The organism is Polycladomyces zharkentensis, assembly GCF_016938855.1.
In the GTDB taxonomy this organism is placed as follows: Bacteria; Bacillota; Bacilli; order Thermoactinomycetales; family JIR-001; genus Polycladomyces; species Polycladomyces zharkentensis.
On record NZ_JAFHAP010000004.1, the window covers coordinates 32,869 to 58,073 of the forward strand.

Annotated in this window: 25 protein-coding genes; 1 reads left to right on the top strand and 24 read right to left on the bottom strand. The window is 54.1% G+C overall.

Translation table 11 applies throughout. The features are described from left to right. Window positions 1–32: 32 nt before the first annotated feature. From JQC72_RS01970 to JQC72_RS01980, 3 genes are all read right to left on the bottom strand, one after another. Entirely contained in the window at window positions 33–887 is an 855-nt protein-coding gene (locus JQC72_RS01970) for a DegV family protein (protein ID WP_205492451.1), read from the bottom strand. 19 nt (window positions 888–906) lie between these two features. Further along, entirely contained in the window at window positions 907–2,607 is a 1,701-nt protein-coding gene (locus JQC72_RS01975; RefSeq protein WP_419179827.1) for a DAK2 domain-containing protein, read from the bottom strand. Between the two features lie 423 nt (window positions 2,608–3,030). After that, window positions 3,031–3,396 (bottom strand): Asp23/Gls24 family envelope stress response protein, encoded by a 366-nt coding sequence (locus tag JQC72_RS01980; RefSeq protein WP_205492452.1) that lies wholly within the window; start codon window positions 3,394–3,396, stop codon window positions 3,031–3,033. 185 nt (window positions 3,397–3,581) lie between these two features. On the opposite strand from JQC72_RS01980, the gene rpmB reads away from it, so the two are divergent. Further along, window positions 3,582–3,770, top strand: coding sequence for a 50S ribosomal protein L28 (rpmB, locus tag JQC72_RS01985; protein WP_205492453.1), 189 nt, complete (start codon window positions 3,582–3,584; stop codon window positions 3,768–3,770). A gap of 134 nt (window positions 3,771–3,904) precedes the next feature. Here rpmB and spoVM read toward each other — a convergent pair whose 3' ends face one another. From spoVM to remA, 21 genes are all read right to left on the bottom strand, one after another. Beyond that, window positions 3,905–3,988, bottom strand: coding sequence for a stage V sporulation protein SpoVM (gene spoVM / locus JQC72_RS16700; protein WP_205493194.1), 84 nt, complete (start codon window positions 3,986–3,988; stop codon window positions 3,905–3,907). Window positions 3,989–4,201: 213 nt separating this feature from the next. Beyond that, window positions 4,202–4,876 carry a thiamine diphosphokinase gene (locus tag JQC72_RS01995; protein ID WP_205492454.1) on the bottom strand — a complete coding sequence of 225 codons (675 nt, stop codon included), beginning with the start codon at window positions 4,874–4,876 and terminating at the stop codon, window positions 4,202–4,204. Next, window positions 4,873–5,430, bottom strand: a complete 558-nt coding sequence (gene thiT, locus JQC72_RS02000) for an energy-coupled thiamine transporter ThiT (protein WP_302104437.1) — start codon at window positions 5,428–5,430, stop codon at window positions 4,873–4,875. Before thiT ends, JQC72_RS01995 begins: the two co-directional genes overlap by 4 nt. A 494-nt stretch (window positions 5,431–5,924) precedes the next feature. After that, window positions 5,925–6,593: a ribulose-phosphate 3-epimerase gene (gene rpe, locus JQC72_RS02005; protein ID WP_205492455.1), complete on the bottom strand. Its 669-nt coding sequence runs from the start codon at window positions 6,591–6,593 to the stop codon at window positions 5,925–5,927. 2 nt (window positions 6,594–6,595) lie between these two features. Further along, window positions 6,596–7,474 carry a ribosome small subunit-dependent GTPase A gene (gene rsgA / locus JQC72_RS02010; RefSeq protein WP_205492456.1) on the bottom strand — a complete coding sequence of 293 codons (879 nt, stop codon included), beginning with the start codon at window positions 7,472–7,474 and terminating at the stop codon, window positions 6,596–6,598. A gap of 155 nt (window positions 7,475–7,629) precedes the next feature. Next, on the bottom strand, window positions 7,630–9,258 hold the full coding sequence (pknB, locus tag JQC72_RS02015; protein ID WP_419179833.1) for a Stk1 family PASTA domain-containing Ser/Thr kinase: 1,629 nt from the start codon (window positions 9,256–9,258) through the stop codon (window positions 7,630–7,632). Between the two features lie 28 nt (window positions 9,259–9,286). Continuing rightward, the gene (locus JQC72_RS02020) at window positions 9,287–10,042 is read right to left on the bottom strand and encodes a Stp1/IreP family PP2C-type Ser/Thr phosphatase (RefSeq protein WP_205492458.1); all 756 of its coding nucleotides are present in this window, start codon (window positions 10,040–10,042) and stop codon (window positions 9,287–9,289) included. 116 nt (window positions 10,043–10,158) lie between these two features. Continuing rightward, window positions 10,159–11,214, bottom strand: a complete 1,056-nt coding sequence (rlmN, locus tag JQC72_RS02025; protein ID WP_205492459.1) for a dual-specificity RNA methyltransferase RlmN — start codon at window positions 11,212–11,214, stop codon at window positions 10,159–10,161. 110 nt (window positions 11,215–11,324) lie between these two features. After that, entirely contained in the window at window positions 11,325–12,479 is a 1,155-nt protein-coding gene (locus JQC72_RS02030; RefSeq protein ID WP_205492460.1) for a GerAB/ArcD/ProY family transporter, read from the bottom strand. Between the two features lie 20 nt (window positions 12,480–12,499). Further along, the gene (locus JQC72_RS02035; RefSeq protein ID WP_205492461.1) at window positions 12,500–13,672 is read right to left on the bottom strand and encodes a Ger(x)C family spore germination protein; all 1,173 of its coding nucleotides are present in this window, start codon (window positions 13,670–13,672) and stop codon (window positions 12,500–12,502) included. Continuing rightward, window positions 13,656–14,813 (bottom strand): GerAB/ArcD/ProY family transporter, encoded by a 1,158-nt coding sequence (locus JQC72_RS02040; protein WP_205492462.1) that lies wholly within the window; start codon window positions 14,811–14,813, stop codon window positions 13,656–13,658. Before JQC72_RS02040 ends, JQC72_RS02035 begins: the two co-directional genes overlap by 17 nt. After that, window positions 14,810–16,399, bottom strand: a complete 1,590-nt coding sequence (locus JQC72_RS02045) for a spore germination protein (protein ID WP_335342391.1) — start codon at window positions 16,397–16,399, stop codon at window positions 14,810–14,812. The genes JQC72_RS02040 and JQC72_RS02045 overlap by 4 nt, the downstream gene beginning before the upstream one ends. Before the next feature lie 126 nt (window positions 16,400–16,525). After that, window positions 16,526–17,353, bottom strand: coding sequence for a GAF domain-containing protein (locus JQC72_RS02050; protein WP_205492463.1), 828 nt, complete (start codon window positions 17,351–17,353; stop codon window positions 16,526–16,528). Window positions 17,354–17,403: 50 nt separating this feature from the next. Next, entirely contained in the window at window positions 17,404–18,762 is a 1,359-nt protein-coding gene (gene rsmB / locus JQC72_RS02055) for a 16S rRNA (cytosine(967)-C(5))-methyltransferase RsmB (RefSeq protein WP_205492464.1), read from the bottom strand. After that, the gene (gene fmt, locus JQC72_RS02060; RefSeq protein WP_205493199.1) at window positions 18,759–19,682 is read right to left on the bottom strand and encodes a methionyl-tRNA formyltransferase; all 924 of its coding nucleotides are present in this window, start codon (window positions 19,680–19,682) and stop codon (window positions 18,759–18,761) included. The genes rsmB and fmt overlap by 4 nt, the downstream gene beginning before the upstream one ends. Before the next feature lie 23 nt (window positions 19,683–19,705). Next, on the bottom strand, window positions 19,706–20,185 hold the full coding sequence (def, locus tag JQC72_RS02065; protein ID WP_205492465.1) for a peptide deformylase: 480 nt from the start codon (window positions 20,183–20,185) through the stop codon (window positions 19,706–19,708). Window positions 20,186–20,201: 16 nt separating this feature from the next. Continuing rightward, on the bottom strand, window positions 20,202–22,649 hold the full coding sequence (gene priA / locus JQC72_RS02070; RefSeq protein ID WP_205492466.1) for a primosomal protein N': 2,448 nt from the start codon (window positions 22,647–22,649) through the stop codon (window positions 20,202–20,204). Next, window positions 22,639–23,844, bottom strand: coding sequence for a bifunctional phosphopantothenoylcysteine decarboxylase/phosphopantothenate--cysteine ligase CoaBC (gene coaBC / locus JQC72_RS02075; protein ID WP_205493201.1), 1,206 nt, complete (start codon window positions 23,842–23,844; stop codon window positions 22,639–22,641). The genes priA and coaBC overlap by 11 nt, the downstream gene beginning before the upstream one ends. 136 nt (window positions 23,845–23,980) lie before the next feature. Next, a complete protein-coding gene (gene rpoZ, locus JQC72_RS02080) occupies window positions 23,981–24,184 on the bottom strand; it encodes a DNA-directed RNA polymerase subunit omega (RefSeq protein WP_205492467.1) in 204 nt (67 codons plus the stop codon). Between the two features lie 12 nt (window positions 24,185–24,196). Then, window positions 24,197–24,802: a guanylate kinase gene (gmk, locus tag JQC72_RS02085; protein ID WP_205492468.1), complete on the bottom strand. Its 606-nt coding sequence runs from the start codon at window positions 24,800–24,802 to the stop codon at window positions 24,197–24,199. A gap of 14 nt (window positions 24,803–24,816) precedes the next feature. Next, the gene (gene remA / locus JQC72_RS02090) at window positions 24,817–25,083 is read right to left on the bottom strand and encodes an extracellular matrix/biofilm regulator RemA (RefSeq protein WP_205492469.1); all 267 of its coding nucleotides are present in this window, start codon (window positions 25,081–25,083) and stop codon (window positions 24,817–24,819) included. Between the last annotated feature and the right edge of the window lie 122 nt (window positions 25,084–25,205).

The following is a 25,205-nucleotide window of genomic DNA, read 5'->3' on the forward strand; positions in this document are numbered from 1 at the left end:
TGATAATAAATGATGACAATCACCGGGCGCATTTATGCCGGCAAAACGACGACCGCAATCGTTCCCGGTCCGACATGGGTGCCGACCACCGGACCGACATCCGTGATAACCACATCTTCCACCGCAAATTCGGTGCGCAACCGCTCCGCCCATTTCTCGGCCTCTTCCCGCCTGTTGGCGTGGCATACTGCCGCTTTTTGCAATCCCTTATCCCCGGCTTTTTCCCTGACCAACTCCATGACACGTGCCTCCGCCCTGCTCTTGCCGCGCACTTTATCCACGGGACATACTTCGCCGTGTTCGTTGAAGGAGAGGATCGGCTTGATGTTCAACAACGATCCGACGAGGGCGGACGCTTTTCCGATCCGGCCACCTTTTTGCAGATATTCCAGCGTGTCCACCATGAAGTAGACACCCATGTCGTCGATCATCCGGTTGACCAGAGAGACACATTCGTCGAGCGATTTGCCTTCTTTGGCCGCACGTGCCGCTTCCACCACGATCATACCGATGGGGTAGGACGCTTTTTTCGAATCAATGACGGTAATTTTGAACTCATCCTCCACCATCGATTTCGCCAGCAGCGCCGATTGAAACGTACCGCTTAAAGCGGAAGACAAATGGATGGACAAGAGATCCACGCCTCCGTCCTTGGCGGTCGCACGGTACGTTTCCACAAAGTCAATCGGGGACGGTTGCGAAGTGCTCGCCAACTCATCCGCTTCCTGCAACTTTTGGTAAAATTCTTCGGGTTGGATGTCCACTCTGTCCAAATACGTTTGTCCCTGCAAATGCACTTTTAACGGGACAACGGAAATATCCAGTTCCTGTATCAATTCAGCGGGAATGTCCGCCGTGCTGTCGGTGATGACTTTTACTTTGCGCAATGCATAAGCACCTCCCCGGTTATTCTACGGAAAACAGAAAGAAATACAAAGGTTGACCGCCATAATGCACTTCGTATTCCACATCGGGGTAGTTCCGCTTCAGAAAATCGGATAGCTCCTTAACCTGTGCGTCGGTGACGTCTTTCCCATATAAAATGGTGACGACATCGGCCGGCTCGGACAACATTTTCTGGAGCAGGTCACGGGAAGTGGCCAGCAGGCTGCGACCCACCGTTTCAATTTTTCCTTCACAAATCCCCAGAAAATCCCCTTCTTTGATTTCCAGATCCTGCACGTTGGAATCGCGCACCGCATAGGTGACTTCGCCCGAACGCACCCGGGTGAGGCTTTCCGTCATTCGCCGCCGGTTCTCCTCCAAGTCAGCTTCCGGTTGGAAAGCGAGCAGTGCCGCCAACCCTTGCGGAACCGTCTTGGTCGGCAAAACCGTCACCGGCGTATCAACGATGTGTTCCACCTGTTCCGCCGTGAGGATGATGTTCTTGTTGTTGGGCAGGATGATGACATGCTCAACGTTTAACCGCTCAACCGCCCGGGCGATGTCCTCCGTGCTGGGGTTCATCGTCTGCCCGCCTTCGATAATCACATCCACGCCCAAACTGCGGAAGATTTCCGCAATGCCGTCACCTGCCGCGACCGCCACCAGTCCGTAAGGTTTGGACTCCTCTGCATCCTCGGCCCCCGCCGCCTTTTCCACCGGCAGTTCAGTCGGGGAAGCGGATACTTTCTTCTCCACGATGCTGGCGTGTTGCTCCCGCATGTTTTCAATTTTGATGCGCGTGAGTCCGCCGTATTGCATGGCGAAGTTGAGCGCATCTCCGGGACGCTCGGCATGAATGTGCACTTTGACCAGATCGTCGTCAGACACTACCAAAAGCGAGTCGCCGAACTGCGCCATCTCCCGGCGAAATGCCGTTTCGTCAAATGATGCATCCTTTTCCAACATGATCATGAATTCAGTACAATACCCATGCTCAATTTCGGATGCGTCGATTTGGGCCTGTGCACTTTGATGTGCCAGCGCTCCCAAGGATTCAGTCGGCTCTACGATGATCGCTTCCGATTCCGTTTCTTGCCACTTCACCGTTCCTTTCAATGCGGACAAAAAACCTTCATAAATGAAGACCAATCCTTGTCCGCCCGCATCCACCACACCGGTTTGTGCCAACACGGGCAATAATTTGGGGGTGCGGGACAGGGAGAGACGCGCTTCTTTCAACACGGTCTCCATCACCGCCACCACATCGTTGGTCTGGGCCATGCGCACCAGCCCTTTTTCCGCCGCTTCCCGTGCAACGGTGAGAATGGTGCCTTCAACCGGTTTGATCACAGCTTTGTAGGCCGTTTCCACCCCTTTATGAAAAGCCTGGGCCAAATCCCTCGCTGTCAGTGTCACCTTGTTTTCCACGGACTTGGCAAATCCGCGGAACAACTGGGATAAAATGACGCCGGAGTTTCCGCGCGCGCCCATCAGCAAACCTTTTGACAGGGCTTCCGCCAGTTGCCCCACATGTTCACTCTTTTTCCGTTTCACCTCCTTGGCGCCGGAAGAGAACGATAGATTCATGTTGGTCCCCGTGTCTCCGTCCGGTACGGGAAAGACGTTGAGCGCATTCACTTGTTCCACGTGTTTGTTCAGCTGTTGCGCTCCCGCCCAAATCATGAGTGAGAAAAGTGTCGCGTCAATCTGTTGATGTGTCAACAGTGCTCCTCCTTACAGAAAATGCTGACTAACCCCCGCAGTTTCAATCGCAGGATGAAAGGCGGCGTTACTCGGAACCTCCTTTTTTGGGAATGGCAAGAGTAACCAATCGTTTGGTCAATCGACGCTTGAGCGGTGCTCAATCCACTGCCAGTGGTTCTTGTTCTGTCGAATCATTGGTATGAGGTTCCAGTACGAACCCATCCCTCTCATCAGATAAAACCAGGGGTGAAAGAAGGATCTGGCGTACTTTTAGGTACGCAGCCTATGTAGGTACGTAACCGGGTTGCAGAACTTCAAGGGACGGGCTGATGACCACCTCTGAACTTGGCATTGTTCAAAAAGGAAACGGTCTCAAAACCAGCGACCCGAGAATCCTGCGGTATCTCATGTGCTCTTGGGGTGCATGAGCCGGGGAGGGTGTCAATCTTCGTTGACCAACCTTACCCCTTGAACAAAGATGTTGACTCGGTTGACCTCGATACCCACCAATTGTTTCAGTGTGTACTTCACTTTGGATTGAACATTGTGGGCGACTTCGGAGATTTTCGTTCCGTAGCCGACGATGATGTACATGTCGACCACCACTTCTCCCCGCTCAATCCGGACCTCGATCCCTTTGCTCAGATTTTCCCGTTTGAGCAACTCTGTGATACCGTCTTTCAATTGGCTGCGCGAAGCCATGCCGACCAGGCCGTAACAATCCATGGCCGCCGCACCGGCAATGGTGGCAAGGACTTCGTTGGCTACTTCGATGTGCCCGAGATCATTGGCCAATTCGAGACTCATCGTCATTCCCCCTTGGGAGAGGTCACTCTTTTGCACATTCAGCACAATTGTACAACAATCATTTGGGAATTAAAAGTTACCAACCGATCTTCGTCTGTCGCCCCGTTCCTTGCAAGGGTGCCGGGGTTGTGCTAAAATGTTCACGTGTTTTGCTATCTATGAGAGGAAACTGGGAGGTGTTCAGAGTGGCCCGTCGTTGCTTCATCACCGGCAAAGAAGGACGCACCGGAAACAAAGTCAGCCACTCCAACCGCAAGTCCAAGCGCAAATGGGGCGTCAACGTCCAAAAGGTGCGCATCTTGGTGGACGGCAAGCCGAAACGCGTCTATGTAAGTACCAAAGCCCTTAAATCGGGAAAAGTAACCCGCGTCTGACCGGACTGCGGGTTTTTTTGAGACCATCAAAAAAAGCACCGTTTGCGGTGCTTTTTTCGTGGACACGCCGTCATCGTCCCTGGTCTCCCCGGGACGTGAGCGGAACGCGCATTGATGGATCATGATGATGAAGCTCATTTTTCCTTCTGAAACATGCTCAAGAGGGCTCTGACCATCCCACCGAGAAATTTCGGGAGCTTGATGGTGTAAAACTTCACCCCTACCCCTCCTTACCGCTGTTAGTACGCACGTAAAATTCCGTGTTCGCTGACGTCATTTATTTATATGCGGCGGAGGGAAAAGTGTGCCCAGAAACAACCTCGGATACCAAGCAAGAAAACAGATTGCCCATACACTTCAGTGCGTTCTCCGGCAATCCAACAGGAGGCAATGTTTTCCGCGAGCGACAAGCCCAAGCCCGACCAAACACGCTAAACGGCGGAGCCGTCTTGGCTCTCCGCCACCAGCAACACGCCGGAGCGGATGACGATGACTGCCCGATCCGCTTGCCATTCATTGCTGATGCCCCAGGTGTCACCCCGTTTTAGCGTCGCCTCTTTCAATGGATAACGAAACCCGGACAGCGTTACCCCGGTCACTTCCTTCGACACCGGCAACAGTGAACAGAAAGCGTAACGATCTCGCGGAAGAATGAGCGATCCGGCCCCCTTCAGCAGACGTAACCGATTCCATCGGTTCTGAATGATCCCGACACTGCCCCGGTCGGCGATGCGCTCCAGCAAACTCACATTGGCCCATGTATGGTCAAAGCGCGTCCCGCCCAGCGCTCCCAACACCAGAATCTCTTGCGGGTCGTGCAACAACGCTTGTTCCACCGCGTACTGCGTATCAGTCATATCCTTCTCCGCCGGCAATCGGCGCGTGGGAACGCCGGATTCACACAAACGATGAAGAAAATCCTCTCCCGCCGTGTCGAAGTCACCGACAGCCAAATCGATACGTACACCTGCCTCCCACAGGCGAACAGCACCGCCGTCTACGCCAATCACCACGTCATCCGAACGAATGGCCGAAAAATCCCCGGTGTCGGTCGACCCGCCCGTCACAATCACGACACGCCCTGTTACGTGCAATTTCCCACTCACCGTTGTTTCATCACCAACTGCGGTGCCTGCGTGATCAGAATCGTCATGAGCACTGCGGCGATGATCACATCAGGCAAGATGTAGGAAATGTTGTAAAGGAACGAATACAAAGCCACATTCATCCCTTTGGGTGCATACTGCCCGAACCAGACCACACCCGAGATGAAATGGGACAGCAAGCGCAAACCGCCAGCGAGGATCAGACCCAGAATGGCCCGCATCACCTGCTTGCCACGGGGCATGTCGCGATTCAGCGCGAACACGCCGGACAGGCCCAGCGCCGCAAAAGCCAGCGGATAATCCAACACCACCTGTACGGGATGCACCACGAACGGCTCCACCATCCAATTGATCAAACCGACCAACAAACCGCAAACCGCGCCAGCCGCCCATCCACGGCGAAAGGCCACCAAAGCGATCGGCAGCATCACCAGGCTGATGGAACCCCCTTGCGGCCACAGCCCCTGGATTTTGACAAACGTGGACAACAATACGCCGATCGCAGCCATGATGGCGATTTCGGTCAAAGTCAGCAAACGCCGTTGACCGGTCAATGTTCATCCCTCCTTTTCTCCTTCATTTGATCTATCGCGATCTTTGCATGAATCCAGGCCATGCTTTCACAGCCGAAAGTTCATCTCTATTATTATTGTCAACGCGGATACGGTTGACAAGACGGTCAAGGCCGTTTCCCACTGTTTGCCAGGGAAACGGCCCCAATGTGACTTACCCCCTCACGGCTCCGGAGGCACCTTCGGTCGCCGTGGGTATCTCGCTTCATTCGGCTTGACAACCCGCATCCTTCCACGATACCTTCGTCCAAGCCCGGGTGATTTTCGTCTCATCAGTTTTCGTCCGCATGGTCACTTTCAGTGTTTTCGCACTTGTCACCTCGATTGTACCCAACTTCCGTCGGACTTGCGAGAGGAACAAGCCCTCCCGCGTCCGACGCTCGCTTTCATTCCAACCCTGAAGAGCCGGGTTTTCCCGCTCGCTCTTTATCAACCCGGTTTATCATGTTTCACCGGAACCGATGAATCCAATCGTCTCACGTCAGCGCGCTGCCCGCCGCTTCCCTCAACCGGCGAATCGCTTCGCCTCGATCCTCGGCCCCGAACACTGCCGAGCCGGCGACCAACACGTCGGCTCCTTGCGCCACAACATCGGCCGCGGTATGCGGATTGATCCCTCCGTCCACTTCCAATGCGACATCCATTCGTCCCACGCGTTTCAGCATGTCGCGAACCTGTCCGATTTTCGGCAGTACAGACGGGATGAACTTCTGACCGCCGAAGCCGGGATTGACCGTCATCAGCAAAATCAGGTCCACATCAGGCAAAATGGGTTCCAATACCCCTGCGGGGGTAGCCGGATTGAGGACCACGCCCGCTTTGACACCGTGTTCTTTGATCAGATGAACGGTCCGGTGAAGATGCGAACACGCCTCCACATGTACGCTGATCCAGTCGGCGCCGCTGTTCGCAAAAGCAGGGATGTACCGGTCCGGTTCCTCGATCATCAAGTGTACATCCAAAGGCAGATGCGTATGAGGCCGGATCGCTTCCACCACAAGCGGACCGATTGTCAAGTTGGGAACAAAATGGCCGTCCATCACATCCACGTGAATCCAGTCCGCTCCCGCCGCTTCCACTTCCTTGATCTCCTCTTTCAATCGGGAGAAATCGGCTGAGAGAATGGAGGGCGCAATCTTGATCATGCTCAATACCTCCGTAACGATTCGACTTCCTGCAAAAACTGAAGGTAATGCTCATAACGGCCGGCGTCAACTTCCCCTTTCTCCACCGCCGCCCGAACGGCGCAGTCCGGCTCATTGCGGTGAAGGCATCCGCGGAATCGGCATTCGGGGGAGCGCAGACGGAATTCGGGAAAGCAATCGCTCAACTCTGAAGCTTCCATACCCTGAAATGTCAACTGACTGAATCCCGGTGTATCCGCCACTTGCCCCCCATCAGGAAGGTCCAGTATCTCCACCGTTCGGGTCGTGTGTCGTCCCCGGCCGATTTTGCTGCTGACAGTTCCGGTCGCCAGTTGAAACCCGGGGTGAATGGCGTTGAGCAACGAAGATTTGCCCACTCCGGACTGGCCGGCAAATACCGACAATGCCCCTTTCAGATATTGCCTGACGGTATCGATTCCTTCACCCTTCACCACACTGGTGGCCACCACCGGATAACCGACCGATTCGTAAACCGAGCGAATCCGTTCGATTTCTTCCTCTTCCGTCACCAAATCCGTTTTGGTCAGACAAAGCACCACGTCCAGCCCGGCCTTTTCACAATGCACCAACACACGGTCCACCACCATGGGTTGAAACGCAGGCTCCCGCAAAGCGCACACGACGATCGCCTGCTCCACATTGGCAATCGGAGGGCGAATCAGTTGGGTCTTGCGCGGTTTTACTTCCGTGATGAAGCCTTGACCATCGCCCGTCCAATCAAAGCGAACGAGATCACCCACCAACGGTGTGACGTTTTTCTTTTTGAATACGCCGCGTGCGCGGCATTGCACCTGTTCCCCTTCCGGCGTCCGCACATAGTAAAAACCGCTGACAGCCCGAACGATTTGCCCTTCCGGCATAACATTCCTCCTTGTCGTATGTATTCACTTCACAAAAGGCGGGACGCGTCATCCCGCCGCAGACCAACGACGGGAAACGGTCCCTGTGCCGTTTCGTATCTCCCTCTGTTCATCTTCCCTATGTGAGAAATCTAACAAACCTGTGTAAACGGAACTTACGGTTTTCCTCCCTGGGATGGCGGTGTATCGACGTTTTTGTTTACATCTACCCAGGCATATATGGTTGAGCCGGGTTTCACCCATGAACCGGGTGATGGATATTGTTCATATACCTTTCCGTAAACACCACCAGGAAAATCCCACCACCGGAATTGAATATCAAATCCCGGAGTATTTTCCACTCTGCTTTGAAATTTATCCCTCAAATCGGGCACCTGTACCATACCTTCATTGGAAGCCACATATAAAGTAACCGACGAGCCGGGCTTGACGGAAGTCCCGCTCGCCGGCTCCTGGTTGAAAACGACACCCGGTTCGACGCCTTCTTTGCTCTCTTTCTTGATCTCAGGTTTCAAACCGTGATTTCTTAACCACGCCACCGCTTCTTTACGGGGTTTGTCGGTCAAATCCACCAACGTCACCTGAGCGGTCGTTTGGTTTTTGTTCTTCATCGCTTCTTCGTCTTCACCCGCACTGGAGAAGAGGCTCCACAGGCTGGTGAATCCGAAAATGGTCAAGGCGATGATCACGACCATGGTAAACAGTCCGAAAAGAAGTTTTTGCCACCACGGCATGTTGGCCTGCATATTCTCCAGCCAGATGACGGTACGCTGCAAAACGGTCTTGTTTTGGTCGGCCGGAATGTTGCGCAGGCGTTCCAAGTTGGCCATGGTGTCCTGACCCACCTGGGTGGATTGGCGCGGTTCCTCTGCTTTCGCCGCCGCTTCCGCCCGGGACAACGTGGCGATGGGTTTGGTATTTTCGTCTTCCTTTGTTTCCGCACGCCAACGCGGTGTTTCCAATCGGTCCGAATGAAACGCAAATTTGAGTTCCTGCATCATAGCTTTGGCGGACGGGAAACGGTTTTGCGGATCTTTTTCCAGCGCCCGCATGATGATGTCGATCAGTTGATCCGGAATGTCCGGATTCCACTGCCGCGGGTCCGGTACGGGTTCCTGCAGATGTTTGAGCGCGATGCCGATCGCCGAATCACCGTCAAACGGCAATACGCCGGTCACCATCTCGTACAATACCACACCCAGGGAGTACAGATCGGATTTTTCACCGATCACGCCCCCGCGCGCTTGCTCGGGGGAGAAATAATGCACCGACCCCATCACTGATCCGGTTTGCGTGATGGTGGACGAGGTGGCCGCACGGGCGATGCCGAAATCGGTCACCTTGGCCCGTCCGTTGGACCCCAGCAAAATGTTGTGCGGTTTGATATCCCGGTGAACAATCTGGTTTTCATGGGCGTGCGCCAATGCGTCGCAGATCTGGATCGCGATGGCCGCCGCTTCTTCCGGAGGCAAGGGACCGTTCTCCAAAATGAACTCCTTCAACGTCGGCCCTTCCACATACTCCATCACGATATAGTGGGTGTGTCCATCCTTACCCACGTCATACACATTCACGACGTTGGGATGCGACAAACTGGCTGCCGCCTGCGCTTCCCTGCTGAAACGGCGGATGAATTCCGCGTCGTTGCTGAGCGACTCGTTCAGCACTTTAATGGCGACATACCGGTTCAACAAAAGGTCCTTTGCTTTATATACCACGGCCATTCCGCCACCGCCGACGCGACTGATGACGTGATAACGCCCACCCAGCTTTTTCCCTTCCATATTCATGTCACCCCGCTCCTCCTCCGACCTATCCCGAATATGTTTTTCTCGCCCGGGTATTTTTCAGCAAGATCAAGGAAATGTTATCCGTTCCCCCCGCTTCATTGGCCAATTGCACCAGCCGATCGGCCTGTTGGTCCAACGTCATCCGGGAGGTCAACACCAACCCGATCTGGCGGACATCTACCATGCCGGTCAGACCATCTGTACACATCAGCAAGGTGTCTCCCGGGTTCCACGGTGTCTCAATGATGTCCGCTTCCACTTCTTCATTGGTGCCCAACGATCGAATAATTACATTGCGCTGGGGATGATTCCGCGCTTCTTCCTCCGTGATTTGGCCGTGTTTTTTCAAGATGTTCACCAGCGAATGATCTTCCGTCAATTGATACAGGCCACCCCGATGGAGCAGATAGGCACGGCTGTCGCCAATGTGGGCGAGCACAATTTCACGTTTGGCGATGACGGCGGCAATGAGTGTAGTGCCCATCCCTTTGTATTTTTGCACTTCGTTCGCCAATTGGAAGACGCTTTGGTTGGCTTTTTGGACGGCTTCCAGCAGACGCTGACGACGCTCCTCCACATCTGCCCTAGAAGAGAGTGTATCCAATTCCCGACGGATGATCTCGACGGCATGCCTGCTGGCTACGTCTCCGGCTTGATGACCGCCCATCCCGTCAGCAACCACTGCAACCAGAGCCCCTTTTTTTGTGCGAAACAGACCGATGCTGTCTTCGTTGTGCTTGCGCACCCGGCCTGTATCGGTCCGCCATGCCATCTTCATCCCCGGTAACCCCTTTCCTCATCTACATGGAAAAACGCTCCCATTCATTCTGATGGAAACGAGGATTCCCCCGAAAGGATTCCTAGGCTCCCGCTTCCATTTCTTTTTTCTCTTGATCAACCTGTTGTGTTCTCCAGTTTTTCCAGATGCTTGGCCCTTAGTTGCCCACAGGCAGCTGCAATATCGCTGCCGTGTTCCCGGCGGATCGTCGCCGAAATGCCGTGGGATTCCAAAATGCGCTGAAAAGCGAACACCTGCTTGCGCGGCGTCCGAACATAGTTCCGTTCCGGGACATAATTGACCGGAATCAGGTTGACCAAACAATCGAATCCCTGAAGTAATCCGGCCAGCTCGTGCGCATGCTCGTCCCGGTCGTTCACACCCCCGATGAGGGCATACTCAAACGTGATCCGCCGCCCGGTTTTCCGCAGGTAATACCGACAGGCCTCCATCAGATCCGGCAACGGAAAACGACGGTTGATCGGCATCAACTTGGATCGCAATTCCGTGTTCGGGGCGTGAAGCGAAACGGCCAGCCGCACTTGCAAGCCTTCGTCGGCAAACCGGTAGATCTCCGGAATCACGCCGCTGGTGGAAACCGTGATGTGCCGTTGCCCGATGTTCAACCCTTTGGCATCGTTGATCACACGGACAAATTGCAGCGTCGCCTCATAGTTTTCAAACGGTTCCCCCGACCCCATGACGACAACGGAACGCACCCGTTCCGCTTCCTGGTCGAGGTATTGTTGGGCCGCGACCACTTGTGCGACGATTTCCCCCGCTTGCAGGTTTCGCTTCAATCCTCCCAATGTTGATGCACAAAACGTGCAGCCGATCCGACACCCGACCTGGGTGGTGACGCAAACGCTGATCCCGTAATCATGGCGCATGATGACGGTTTCGATCGCATGCTGGTCCGGGAGCGCGAACAAAAATTTGACCGTCCCGTCCCGGGAGACCTGCGTCGTGATCGCATTCAACGGTTGGATCACAAAGGACTCGGCCAGACGCGAACGTAAAACTTTGGGTAAATTGGTCATTTCATCAAAGGAAGTGGCTCTTTTTTGATATAACCATTCCATTACCTGAGTTCCGCGCCATTCGGGCAAATCATGTTTGCGCATCCATGCCTTCCAGTCTTCGTGCGTCAGATCGTATGCAAAAGCGTTCATGTTCATTCCCACCATTTTTGGATTCCACGAAAAAAATCATTCAAAACAATCCTCATTATATCAAGCTTTCGCGAAGGTGAAAAGTCGGAAGACGCACTTCCTGCTTTCCATCATGTTTGCATCTGCTCCCGCCGGCTCCCCAACCGGCGTAACCAGGCGATCAGCAACAGCAGAATGGGAATCGCAAAAGACAATATCAGTCCATAGCTACCTATAATATCGGAAAATCGGAACACATCGAAGACATTGTTCGGCCACATACCCAGCAGATACGCTATAGGTACAACAGCAAACGAGATCCATGGGCGGAATCTTTCCCGACAGTTGGCATACCTCATCATTATGTCCACCACAGCTCCGTACAAATTTTTGACTGTCGTGAAGACGGCCACCACCCACACAGCCAGCACTGCCGATTCGATCCGTTCAAAAATATCCCCAGGAAATTCCGTGAGTTTGAAAACCTCAAGTGTAGGCCACATTATCCGAATGGCTTCAAATGAACCCAATGTGGCCAACGTCACCAATACGGTAACAGCGTATCCTAATGTAACCACAGATATGGATATCATGTGGGGGCGGAGCGATTTTTTGGGCTGCTGGTAATATCCCATGAAAATCAAAGCGACGATATATCCCTGAAACGAATAGGAAGAAGCCAGTACTCCCTGAACCAATTCCCTCCCACTGAAAGAAAACAACGGCATGAGGTTCTCAATACTTCCCTCTTGTATTCCAGCGAAGATAAGGAGGAGACCGGGCATATACAAGATAAGAAGGAGAAGCTCACTCAAACGGGCAATAACCCCTAAGTGATTGCTTGCGACCACGGCCGCTGTGAACAATAATGTAATCATCGTGACTTCAATGGGAGTGTTGATCAGCACTGCGGTTTTCACCACTTCGGCGAAATATCGCGTCACAATGGAAATGGATAACAGTAAAAACAGACCGAGTGGCAGGACGAACAGGAAGGAAATCATTTTGGACAGCCCAGGGCGATTTTTGAAGCCTACCACCTGCGAGATGTACTGCACCAATGTCTGTCCGGGAAACATCCGTCCCAATACCGTAATGAGATAGATGGGCACGGCATTGAGAACACCCGCCACCAAAACTGCCCACACGCCTCCCGTCTTCAGCGGAATGGCCACACTGCGAGGCAAGGTGAGTACTCCCACACCCACCATGGTGGCGGTCAATATTGCCCGCGCTTGATGCGGGTTAATCGAACGAATTTCTTCCTTGTTGCGATTTCCTGCCATAGTCGATTCCCCATTTTCCGTCACTTTTTATCCAGCCCGATGCGTCGGATCTGCACTTGATACTTCAGGTCGATGTGAGCGTTTGGGTATTGTTTTTTCCAATGGAGTGATTTCCAAATGGTCGGATGAAAGGCGTATATTTTATTGCCAAGACCTATCACATCCGTTTTCAAATCCTTTTGTATTTTTCGCAGCACACTGTTTCCCATGCGTTCATACCATCCACCCAATGATTTTTCCATCTTCTCAATCGTGCCGTTTTGGCTGAGATCGATCGGACACGTTTTTTCCGTAATCTTCCCATCGACACGCATGCGAACTTGGATGCGCACGTTGTTGTTCGTTTTGTTGATTTGATATTTGGTTTTCACCCTGTCCGGCTGAAACACGATTTCCCCTTTTCGATCAGGACAAGAAACACTGACCGGATCACCTGATTTGGATTCTCTGGCTTGCAATAAAATCGCGCTTTCTTGCGTATTGAGTGTGCCTACCATTTTGTCCTTTTTGAACAAAGCCAACCCCAGCCATCGCACCGTGTCCTTCTCGGCTTGGATATAGTTGAGATAGGGATCCACCGCAGGGTCGTATAAAGCCTTGTACAGCCTACCCAGTGTCATGTCGGCCATGCTGCCGTCTCTGACCCCGCTGTCCACCATGTCCATGATAAAAACGGTGGGAATTTGTTCCAACCTGGTTTTCACCTGCAACACGGATTGGGCCTCGCCTTTTACGACCAGAGGCCAGAGCCGTCTGCGGATGGCCGGATGCCGCCGAAAACCGTCGATCAACGGCCAAATCCCTTTTTTTGCCACCTTTTCTCCGATCAAGACAAGTCGAGTGTGCCCGAGAAATATTTCCTGGTTGGTTTGATTTTGAATGTCATTCATCGCTTCCATGAGCGTTTCCCCTCTTCCAATCAGCATCTCTACGGCTTCCTCTCCACCGCCTCCTCCTCCGCCGCCACCGGCACCGAAAATCTTGATTGGATTGGGTACCTGAACGGAGATTTTGTATCCCGTCGGGTCCTCGTCGATCGCCAACGCGACGATCGATGTCCGTTCCTCGATTTCTCGCTGGTCCCAACACCCTGTCAGCATTGTCACCAACAATATCCATGCCATCATGCCTCGAAACAGTGGAAGGCAACCGAAGTACTTGGTCGATTTCCACGGGTTATGAGGATGCCACATCCCCGGTCCCCCCTTTGATCTTGCGAATGACGGCAATAAGTAACAAAAGAGCGGAACCAAAAACGGCGTATGAAACCAATCCGATTCCGATCCAATCCCGCACGAGAAACGCGGTCTTCAAATCAGGTGGCCAGACTGCGATCACATACAAGAGGGGGACGCATCCCAAGGCGATCCATTTGCGATACCGATCCGGCCATCGAAACGCCACCATGATCGTATTGATAACCGTATTGAAACCGATGATCAAGGTGGTGAACACAGCAATCATCCAAACGGTGAGGATTGCTGATTCCAACCGTTCCAGTATATTGCCGGGAATACTGAGTATCTTGACCAATTCGTACGTGGGCCAGATCATACGCACCAGTTCAAACTGGCCGAATGCGGCGAGCGAAGCCATGAAAGTGGTCCAATACAATACCGTCACAACGGCAATACCTGTCATATGTCCGATCATCGCTTTTTGGGGCCGTTGGTAATCGGGCATATAGTTGAGCACAAACTCAAATCCGGCAAAAGAGAAAAAGCTGGTCAACAAACCACGCAGTATTTGTTTCGGTTCGACTTGAAACAACGGAAACAGGTTTTCCAATTCACCCCGCTGCAACCAGGTAAAGAGATTCAACACAAACGGAATGAACAAAAAGGGTAACAAAAACTCGTTGAACCGTGCGATTACTTCCGTTCGTTGGGCCGAAACGACAGCTCCCACCGCGATCAGAGTAAAAATGATGAATTGAATAGGTGTTCGTTGCAAAGTCACGGTGACCAGACCTTCGCCAAACAGGCGGCTGACCAAGGCGGATGTCACCAACCAGAGAAGCACGCCGATGATGATCAACGGAGCCGCCATGATTTTGCCCAACCAAGGAGACCGCTTGCTACCGAGAATGCGGGGAATGTATTGGACAAAGTGCAGACCGGGAAACCGTTGTCCCAGTTTTGTAACCAAAAAAGTCCCGAAAGCGACCAACAGTCCGGCCAACGGGAAGATCCACACCCCGTCCGGTCCCGCATCCTTGGCGACCCCCTGCGGCATGGACAGCACCCCGATCCCGACCATGGCAGAGACAATCAAGGCGAAGGCTTGATAGGTGGAAACCGTCTTTTGCGTCATTTGCTTGGATGAAGCGTTCACGTCTTGCTCCCCCCTTCCTCTTGTCGCTGCGTATCGCCGGGCTTCATCAGTTTGGGCCGATGCTTCATCAATTGCCACGGCACCCGGATCAATGTGTCTTTCAAATCAGTCCAATTGATCGGGGAAAACGGTGCCAAATAGGGCACACCGAACGACTTCAATTTCACCAGGTGCAACAACATCAGCATCAACGCCAACATGATGCCGTACAGTCCGAGAAGGGCCGCCACAATCATCAGCGGAAAGCGGATCAGACGGAGCGAGATGGCCGCATTGTAATAGGGGTTTGCGTACGAGCTGATCGTCGTCAAACCGACGATGATCACCATCGCCGGACTGACGAGCCCGGCTGACACCGCCGCATCCCCGATGACCAACGCCCCCACGATCCCGATCGTCGGACCGATGGGACCCGGCAGACGGATACTCGCCTCCCGCAACACCTCCACACTGGTTTCCATGATCAACGCTTCGACGATGGAAGGGAACGGCACCGTCGCCCTCCCCGCGGCCATTGCGATCGCCAATTTGGACGGGATCATCTCCGGGTGAAAAGAAACGAACGCAATGTAGAGCGCCGGTAACAACAGTGCGATAAGCAAACTCAGCAAACGGATCATCCGCAAAAATGACGTAATCAGGTATCGCTCATAATAATCTTCGGGACTGTAATAGAACTGGGTAAACACCGCCGGCGCGATCAACGTGTTCGGTGTTCCGTCAACCAAAATGGCCACTTTTCCTTCCAGCAAATGACCCACGACCACATCGGGACGCTCGGTGTTTTGCAACTGGGGAAACGGTGTCCAGATTTGGTCCTGGATCAACTCCTCGATATATCCTGATTCCAACACACCGTCAATTTGAATGTTTTGTATCCGTTTCTCCACTTCTTGTACAACCTTGGGATCAGCCACACCCTCAATATAGAAAATGGAGACGTTGGTTTTCGTCCGTTTGCCGACCATATAGTTTTTCAGCCGCAAGTCGGGATCTTTCAACCGCCGGCGAATCATGGAGGTGTTGATGCGGATCGTTTCCGTCAACCCTTCACGCGGACCGCGGATCACCGCTTCCGCACGTGGTTCGTCGACCCCGCGCTTTTCCCAACCTCGCGTACCGATAATCAAACCGGTATCATACCCGTCCACAAACAAAATGGTGTCCCCGGACAACAATCCGTTGACGATTTCCTGCATTTTGGTTGATTGCTTCATCTCACCGGTCTGCACCAAGCTCTCATTGACCATTTGCCACAAGTCCGTCTTGACTTTCAAACGTTCCCCTTCCACCATCAACGGATGAAGAATGAACTGATCGACAATCGCCATATTAACAAGACCGTCGATGTACAAAACGGCCGCTTTCCGGTCAGGTGTGTATTGAATGGTGAAAATGCGTGAGATCACATCCGCACTGTCCCCCAACAATTTGACCATATATTGGGCGTTCTTCTCTGCATCCGCTGTCACGGCGGTATCGTTCACCCGATCCTTTACCTTTTTCTCCGCTCGCTTCTCCAGTTTTTCCGCTTTTTTGATCGTCCGTTTGCGTGTCCATTTGTTCCCCTGTTTTTCCATGATCATCACCACTCTTTAACATCCCCGCCTCCCAAAAAAACCATACCAAGGAAAAAAAGAAGACCTGATGCCAGGCATCAGGTCGGTATCTTTCAATTTCCAATCATCAGTCAAAAATGAAATATCAATCCATCAGGTTGGTGCCGCCACCGTTTCGTGTTCATCGGCTTCCTTCGTCTGCTCTATCGGGAAACCGTGCAATTCCAGATGCAACAAGGGCGCCAGGACATTGGCAAATGCCTGCAAATACATTTTTTCCGCATCCGAGTACGTTTTCTGCTCATCTCCCGTCACACTGAGGATGCCGATGACCCGCTCTCCCGTCTTGATCGGCACGCAAATCAGGGAATGATACACTTTATGCGCTTTGGGATGGGCTTTGAATCGGTTGCCTGGTGAATGGATGTCGCCGGAAAAATAGACTTCGCCCGTACGGTATGTATACCCTGCTGCTGAATCGTCGATCGGCAACCGCAATTTCTTCATTCCCTCCGGTGTGTGCAGCGCGGCTTCATGTACTTTGAGCGTACCGTCACCGGCGGAAATAAATACGCAAACCCGCGGGTTGTTGGCCTTGTTCACGGTCATGACGGCGACGAGTTGAGAGAGAAAATACGTATAGATGGCTCTTCGTTGACGTTCAAAATCCGTTTGGGAACCGCAAAGAACAGCGGCAATTTCCTCGGACAGCGTCTTGATTGATTCGATCACCATCTGGGCACGCTTGAATTCTTGGGACATGCGTTCGTTGGAATCCTTCAATTCATGGATCGTTTTATTCGGTTCGATGACAATTCCCCAGAGTGCAATTCGGTCCCCCTTTTTTGCCCGCCACACGAACACGACAGCCACCGTGATCATCAATGCGAGCAAACCGTAGGTGAGCAACGGATTGCTGATGATCACTTTTGCGATCAATTCCAGATCCATATCCACCGTCCGTTTCACCACCTTTGTCATCAAAAATCGCCGGCAGAGCCCGAGAGCCGCCTGCCGGCGACAAGCTGTCTCTATTTTTGTTTTATCATGCGGGCGATGAAAAAGCCATCCGTGTCCAACTGATGCGGCAACAATTGGACCATTCCCTTTTCCACCCGACAGTGCTCGACCACTGTCTCCGGCAACAATCGCGGCAATTGTTCATCCGCCCGAAATGCGGGATGGCGCGCAAGAAACGATTGCACCTGCTCCTCGTTTTCCCGCGGCTCCAATGTACACGTGCTGTAGACCAGTACGCCGCCGGGCCGGATCATTCGGCTTACTGCATCCAGCAACTCCCGCTGCAGAGCGATCAGCGGTGCGATGTTTTCAGCTTCTTTGCTCCACTTGATATCCGGTTTGCGTCGGATCACGCCCAAACCGGAACAAGGCGCGTCCAGCAGAACAAAATCAAACGATTGGGAAGCATCCAACTTCCTGGCATCCGCTTGGCGGGCCTCGATGATCGAAATACCGAGCCTTGCCGCATGATCACGGATCAAATCCACTTTGTGCGAATGGATATCACAGGCAAGGATGTGGCCACAGTTGTCCATCAATTCGGCCAAGTGGGTTGTTTTGCCTCCCGGGGCCGCGCAAGCGTCCAAGCCGCGCCACCCCGGCCGGGGGGCCACCACCTTCGCCACCAACATGGACGCTTCATCCTGGATGGTGAAATTCCCTTCCTCAAATCCGGGCAAACGAGCGGGACTGCCCCCGCCCCGGTAACGGATTGCCTGCGCGGATACGGGGGAAGGTTCCACTGTCGCCTCCGGGCGGGCCGCCTTCAGCCGTTTCAGTACTGTGTCACGGTCGGTTTTCAGTCGATTGACGCGCAGTCCTGCCGCGGGAGGCCGGTTGTTGGCTTCCAAAATCGCGATCGCGGTCTGTTCGCCATATACGTCCATCATCCGCCGAACCAACCATTCGGGATGAGAAGTGGTGATCGCCAGACGTTCAACCGTCGGCATGGACGATGGCGGTTCAGGAACGGACGGTTGACGCAGCAACGCGCGCAAAACACCGTTGACCAAACCACTGATCCCGCGGTGCCCCCGTTTTTTGGCGATCTCTACAGTCTCGTGTACGGCTGCCCGGGCGGGAATCCGATCCAGATACACCAATTGATAAACACCCATCCGCAATAACTGGCGCACCCACGGCTGGAGTGAATCCACCCCTTTTTTCAGCAATGAATCCAGCAGCCAGTCCAACGTATTTCGCCGCTGAACGGTTCCATATACCAGTTCCGTGGCCAAACCGCGATCGCGCGGTGACAAATCCGCTTCATCCAACGCATGGTCCAGCGCCAGGTTGCTGTAGGCATGACGTGTCTCCACCGCGATCAGCACATCCAATGCCACTTCCCTGGCAGATTTGCGGCGTTTCATTCCCCGTCCCCCAAACGTTCACCCGGCTCCATGTTGCGACCGCGCACAAATTCCGCCGCTGTCATCCGTTTCTTGCCGTACGGTTGCAACTCTTGGATGACGACAGCTCCTTTCCCGGCGGCAACGGTAATACCGTCCATCCCGACGTTCAGCACCGTTCCCGGCTCCGCGTCATGCCGGACGTCGGCGACCTCGGCCCACCAAATTTTCAACGGTTTTTCCTGCCATGTCGTAAATGCCACCGGCCAAGGGTGCAAACCGCGGACCCGGTTGAATATGGCACGGGCCGACTGTGACCAATCAATCCGCTCGTCCTCACGCCGAATGTTGGGTGCATATGTAACCTGGGATTCGTCCTGAGGCACCGGTTGGATCTCACCCGCCAACAGTGCGGGGATCGTCTCCGCCAACAGCTCTGCTCCCAATCGGCTCAATTTGTCGTGCAGCGAACCGACGTGATCCGTTTCTTCGATCGGGATGGCCCGTTGTGACAAAATATCGCCGGCATCCAACCGCTCCACCATATACATGATGGTGACCCCCGTCTCTTTTTCACCATTGATCAACGCATGGTGGATCGGCGCCCCACCCCGGTATTTGGGCAACAGCGAGGCGTGTACGTTAATGCATCCCCATCGCGGCGCTTCCAGCAATGCGGACGGCAGCAGTTGTCCATAGGCGGCGGTGACCACCAGGTCCGGCTTCAGTGCCAAAATCTCCTCCAAAGCTGCCGGATCGCGCAATTTTTCCGGTTGAAAGACAGGGATGCCGCAAGAGAGCGCCGCCGTTTTGACGGGCGGCGGGGTCAACACTTGTTTGCGTCCCTTGGGACGATCGGGTTGCGTCACAACTCCGACGATCGGATAGGCTTTTTCTACCAGCATCTGCAAAGAAGGCACCGCGAAATCCGGGGTGCCCATGAACAGAATACGGGGTTTTTCACTCACGCTTCCACTTCCTCCTCTTCCTCCGGCCGGAATACGCGCTCGGCGATATCGATGAACAGGATGCCGTTCAAATGATCCACTTCATGCTGGAAAATTCGGGCCAAATAATCTTCCGCTTCCATCTCGAACGGTCGCCCGTAGCGATCTTGCCCTTTCACCCGCAATTGGTAGGCACGGCGCACGACACCCAGCAATCCCGGAATGCTCAGGCATCCCTCCGGCGGCGACAATTGTTCCCCTTTCATATCCACCAATTCAGGATTGACCACTTCGATCAATCCGTTTCCGTCATCCACCACGATCACGCGTTTGGGAATGCCCACTTGGGGCGCTGCCAAACCGACTCCCTTGGCGTCATACATCGTTTCCGCCATGTCATCGAGCAATTTATGCAGACGCTCATTAAATTTGGTGACCGGTTTTGCTTTTTCTTTCAAAATCGGATCGGGATATTTGACGATTTTTCTGATTGCCATGCGCTTCGCCTCCTTTTTAATCAATCCGGCCGTCCCGGTCCACGCTCCATTTCAGCCGGGGATCGTCCAATATGTCTTCCAGTTCACGCAACCGGTGCAACAAACTGTTCGCGGAATCCATTTCTACATTATATTTCACCATTACCTGCATGCGATACCGATCTTTTAAGCGGGGGATCGGCGCCGGCACCGGCCCCAACACTTCCACGCCGGGCAAACGGTCCTGTTGCAATCTGATGGCTGCCTGGTGGGCAGCACGCATCAGTGCCGCCCGGTCCGGGTGCGTCAACAACAGCGTAAACAAACCGCAAAAAGGCGGATAGCGGTGTTGTTTGCGCAACCGGCATTCCTGCCGGTAAAACGATTCCGTCTGGTAACGAGCCGCCAGATCCACACTGTAGTGTTCGGGATTGTAAGTCTGGATCACCACACGGCCGGGCAACTGATGGCGACCGGCACGTCCGCTCACCTGCATCAGTAATTGGAATGTCCGCTCAGCGGCACGAAAGTCCGGCAAATACAGCGACGTGTCCGCCGCGATGACACCTACCAGTGTCACCCGAGGGAAATCCAGTCCTTTGGCGATCATCTGTGTCCCCAACAGCACGTCTGCCTGGCCGCTGCCAAACGCCTTCAACAGGCGCTCGTGCGCTCCCTTTCGGCTGGTCGTGTCCACATCCATCCGAATCACCCGTATTCCCGGAAACAGACGGGCCAACTCTTCTTCCACCCGTTGGGTACCCGTGCCGAAATAACGAATGTGCGTACCGCTGCATGCGGGACAGGTGGAGGGGACCTGTGTCGCATATCCGCAATAGTGGCAACGCAGGGTGCGATTGGTTTGGTGATAGGTGAGCGAAATGTCGCAGTGTGGACACATCATCGCTTCCCCACAATCCCGGCAGAGCACAAATGTGGAGTAACCCCGCCGATTCAGCAGCAAGACGGCCTGTTCCCCCCGTTCGACACATTGGGTGAGGGAGGTGCGCAACTTGCGGCTGAACAGGGAACGGTTTCCTTGGCGCAATTCCTCCCGCATATCCACCACATCCACGGTGGGAAAGGGGCGATTGTTTACCCGTTGAGGAAGAGTGACCCACTCATACACGCCCGTCCGGGCCAAGAAGTAGCTTTCCACCGCAGGAGTGGCCGAACCCAACACCACCGCAGCCCCATGCTCCCGGGCGCGCCACAGCGCGACGTCGCGGGCGTGGTATTTGGGCTGTTCCTCCTGTTTGTAACTGGACTCGTGCTCCTCGTCGATGATGATCAATCCCAGCTGTTCAAACGGGGCGAAAATGGCTGAACGCGCCCCGATTGCGACCCGCACCTCGCCGGAGCGGATTTTGCGCCACTCATCATACCGCTCGCCGTCGGACAATCCACTGTGCAAAACCGCGACCTCGGAGCCGAATCGCTCCTTGAACCGTTTCACCATTTGCGGTGTGAGCGAAATCTCCGGAACCAGCACAATCGCCTGTTTCCCCTGCCGGATGGTGGCATCGATCGCCTGCAAATATACTTCCGTTTTGCCGCTTCCCGTCACCCCATGCAACAGAATGGTGCGCGCTTTTTTGCTGTTCAACGCGGAAAGGATGGTGTCCAACGCCTGTTGTTGCTGATCCGTCAATGGCAAAGGCGGCTTGCGTTCAAACGCGTGTTCACCGTATGGGTCCCGATATACCTCACGCTCTTCCCAAGTAAGCCACCCTTTTTCCACCAACTTTCCGACGACGGAACGGGTGGCGCCCGCTTGTGAGAGCAAATCCGGGAGGGAGATTTCTTCCGGATGATGAATAAAATGTTCCATCACCGCACGTTGACGAACGGCACGGGCGGGGATGTCCGCCAGGCATCGGGACAGCTCGTCCGGTGAAAGCGCCGGTTTCACCCATGTGACGGTTCGCAATGTCGCCCGGTCCCCCACGTGTTCAACCAGCAACAACCGCTTTTCCCGGATCAGTCGCCGAATGATGGTCCGATTGACACCCGGCCACGCCAACACCTGTGACAGCGGTACCTCCCGTTTTTCCTCGATGCGTTCAATCAGGACTCTCTCTGCATCGGGCAACGCGGTTGCCGGTGGGGCATGCGGATGGACACGCAACGTGCGGTGGTACCGTCCCTTCAACACCGCGGGTACCATGGCGTGCAATGCGGTGATTTTCCGGCACAGGCAGACTTCGGACAGCCAAAATGCCAACCGGACCAATTCGGGAGTAAGCGGCGGGGTGACGTCCAGTACGTCGATGATGGCTTTCAACCGGGTGAGGGATGCGGAAGGAGACGTTGCAAGATCCACTACATATCCCATCACGGTTCGCGGTCCGAACGGCACCTTCACCCGTGAACCAATCTCGGTATCTGCAAGCAGGGATTCTGGTACCACATAATCAAACGGCCGATCCGTCTCCTTGCTCGGCACGTCGACAACCACTCGGGCAATCCTTCGATCAGCGCACATGCAACCTCTCTCCGATCAGTCCGATCAGCCGCCGGGCAACTTCCCGCTTGGACAGCTTCGGCAAACGGAGTACTTCCCCGTCTCTGTCGTAGACAACAACAATGTTGGTATCACCCTCGAACCCGGCACCGGGCTGTGTGACGTCGTTGGCGACGATGAGGTCCATATTCTTTCGCTTCAGTTTGTCTTGTGCGTACGTCTCCACATGATCCGTTTCCGCAGCAAATCCGACCAACAACTGATGAGGTTGTTTGCGTCGCCCCACCTCTTCGGCGATGTCGGGAGTACGCTCCAGTCGGACAACCATTTCCTCCCCGTGCTTTTTCATCTTGCGGTCAGCCACATGTGCCGGCCGGTAGTCGGCCACCGCCGCGGCCTTGATCACCACGTCCGCCCGGGGCAACTCGCGCAGGACGGCATCCAGCATCTCCTCTGCCGTACCCACATCCACCCGCCGAACACCGTTCGGCGTTTCCAGGGAAACGGGTCCGCTGATCAAAACGACTTCCGCTCCTGCATCCCGTGCGGCTTCTGCCAGTGCGTATCCCATTTTGCCGGAGGAACGATTGGTAAAAAACCGTACAGGGTCCATCGGCTCCCTGGTGGGACCAGCCGTGACGATCACGCGTTTGCCGGGGAGATCCGTTACCGGTTCCGCCAAGAGTTGCCGGATTCGTTCGACAATCTCTTCCGGTTCCGCCATACGCCCACGGCCGACATAACCGCACGCCAACTGACCTTCACCCGGATCGATGAAATGATATCCCAGCCGTTTCAATTTGGCGATATTTTCCTGTACTATTGGATTTTCGTACATATGCACGTTCATGGCCGGAGCAATCAACACCGGTGCTTGGGTGGCCAATAAGGTCGTCGTCAGCATGTCGTCTCCCAGGCCGTGTGCCAGTTTCCCCAGAAGATTGGCCGTAGCGGGGGCGATGACAAAAAGATCGGCATGATCGGCCAGGTCAATATGGGAAACCACTGCCGGATCTTGCTCGTCAAAGGTATCCACCGCCACATGATGCCGTGAGAGCGTTTGCAGTGTGAGCGGGGTAATGAAACGGGTGGCCGATTCCGTCATGATCACGCGAACATCGGCCTCCAGTTTCGTCAGTGCGCTGACCAGCGCAGCAGCCTTGTAAGCGGCAATCCCCCCGGTGATGCCGACCACGATGCGTTTCCCCTTCATGATGCCCTCCTTCATCAACCCGATCCCATACAAAGCGAACGGGACCCATTTTCCTGCAGCCTGGCCGAAGATGCATCAGCCAACCGGAAAACGGTCCCTCTTCTCCCTCGCTTCGTTTTCGGTTGCTTGCTCATTTCTGTTAATTGGCAGTATCATCCTCTTGCGGTTTCACCACATCTGCGGCGATTTCCTCGAGGGCAATACCCACATATTTGTTGGAATGGGGTTCAATCCCAGGTTTCGTGCCGTCCAAGAGCTGCCTCGCCCGTTTGGCGGCCAATACCACCAACGAGTATTTGCTGTCCGTTTTTTCCATCAACTTGTCGATCGACGGATAGAGCATGTTCCAACCCTCCTATTTCCGAATGGCCATGAGGCGTTCTCTGCGGCAATGTTCAGCGATGATGATCGAACGAATCCGATCGCAAGCCGCATCCACACGGTCGTTGACGACCACGTAGTCATAGTGTTCGATCAGATCCAGTTCTTTTGCAGCGGTGACCAGTCGCCGCTCGACCACTTCGTCCGTTTCCGTACCCCTTCCTTCAATCCGCCGTCTCAATTCTTCCAGTGAAGGGGGTACCAAAAAGATGAACACGCCGTGGGGAAAACGTCGTTTGATCTGCATGGCCCCCTGTACCTCGATTTCCAACAGAACGTCTTGACCTTCCGCCAGACGCTCTTCAACAAAACGGCGGGGGGTTCCATAGTAATTCCCCACATATTCGGCCCATTCCAACAGTTCGTTGTTACGGATCATCTCTTCAAACTCGTCCCGCGTCTTGAAAAAATAATTGACCCCTTCTTGTTCTCCTTCACGCGGTTTTCTCGTCGTGGCGGAGACAGAATAGGTCAACTCGGGCATAAAATCGCGTAAACGCGCACAAACAGTTCCCTTTCCCGCTCCGGAAGGGCCGGAAAGTACGATGAGAAGACCTTGTTTTTGATGGGAAAATTGCATGCAACAAATCCTTCCTATTCGACAATTTCCTCATGGTGATCTTTACTCGTCAGACGATGCGCCACAGTCTCCGGTTGAACGGCAGACAAAATCACATGATCGCTGTCGGTGATGATCACCGCACGGGTACGTCTGCCGTATGTGGCGTCAATCAACATACCGCGTTCTCTCGCCTCCTGTATGATCCGCTTGATCGGAGCGGAATCCGGGCTGACGATGGAAATGATCCGGTTGGCTGAGACGATGTTGCCAAAACCGATGTTGATCAGTTTGATACCCAATCCGAGTGCCTCCTCGCTCCACTGAGAAAACTGAACTCGTCGTGATGGATCGACCGCCCGGAGCCGATGGGCGAACCGGTACGGAATTCCTTTATCCCCATTTTAGTTCCTTTTGCCCGGGG